Consider the following 1,039-nt stretch of genomic DNA (forward strand, 5'->3'; position numbering starts at 1 on the left):
GCTTTGCGGCCTTGAGACTCCCCCCGGTTCTCCCGGATCTTGAAGTCCATCGCACCCCCTGAACTGGGGTGTTGCAACGACCACTAGAACGGAAGAATCGCGGACGGGGCATGACCACGGAGGAGCCCCGCAGACCGATTGGCTGGCGGCGGGGAATTGTGCGACATCCCGTGAGTTTTCCTGAGCAGGGCGTCGAAGCAGCAGCCGTCATACAGGGAAGGTGAAGACGCCGTCACGACGGGGCTGGGCGAGCATGGAGCCTTTCAGCTACCTGGTCAGACACAGATGTTTTCTCTCCGGGTTTGGGTTGCAGTGCCGGAGGCCCGCTTCCAGTGGATCACCGCGCATTGGAAGCGTTGCCGGATTTCGTTGCCCACCTTGTACTCATAGGAGGTGGGGTAACCCATCGGCCCTCGTTCGCACCCGTCGTTGCACCAGTATTCGCCGATTTCTCCCCAGACGGGCCATGCTCCAGAGCGGGGGGACCAGTAGATCGTCCCGTGTTCGAACTGGGTTCGTCGGCCGACTCCGTCGGGGTTGACCAGTTCGTCGGTGAGGGGGCACCCGAGCGGCCCGGTACGGCCTTTCATCTCGGTGTACCTCTTCTCGATGTCTCCTACGACTTTGTGTCCGCAGTAGGGGTCGCTGGGTTCGGCTTGTGCGGTTGGTGTGACTGTGATGCTGAGGCCGGTCAGCAGGGCTAGGGCGGTCAGCACGCCGGTCCGCCTTCGAATTCCTCGCTGGAGGGTTGTGCCGAAATGCATGACATCGCCGCCTTCCTTGGTTTGGAACTGCCTTACGGGCCAACGAGGCGATTCGACAGATGGAAACGGCCCTCTCGGGGCTTTTCCGGCCCCAAGGCGCCAAGACAGCCGAAAGCCCCGCTCGCCGGGGCGGGCGGGGCCGATTGGGCCTGTTGGGTCCAACGGGCCTACAGCGGGGCGAGGCGGGCGGCGCGGTCCAGGGCCCGCAGCAGCTCGGGCTCCCACCCGGCGCGCGGGGTGTCGTAGGCGAGCAGGCCGGAGGCGGACAGCACGTC

1 protein-coding gene is annotated in these 1,039 nt (G+C 64.9%); it reads right to left on the reverse strand.

Annotation, left to right across the window (positions count from 1 at the left end; translation table 11 throughout):
- Positions 1 to 275: 275 nt before the first annotated feature.
- Positions 276 to 764: an LGFP repeat-containing protein gene (locus ACWCQ6_RS37495; RefSeq protein ID WP_451097016.1), complete on the reverse strand. Its 489-nt coding sequence runs from the start codon at positions 762 to 764 to the stop codon at positions 276 to 278.
- Positions 765 to 1,039: the final 275 nt, after the last annotated feature.

Source organism: Streptomyces sp. NPDC001880 (assembly GCF_053594575.1).

Coding starts and splice junctions, on each gene's coding strand:
- ACWCQ6_RS37495 (WP_451097016.1), bottom strand. CDS start 764: ATGCATTTCGGCACAACCCTCCAGCGAGGAATTCGAAGGCGGACCGGC.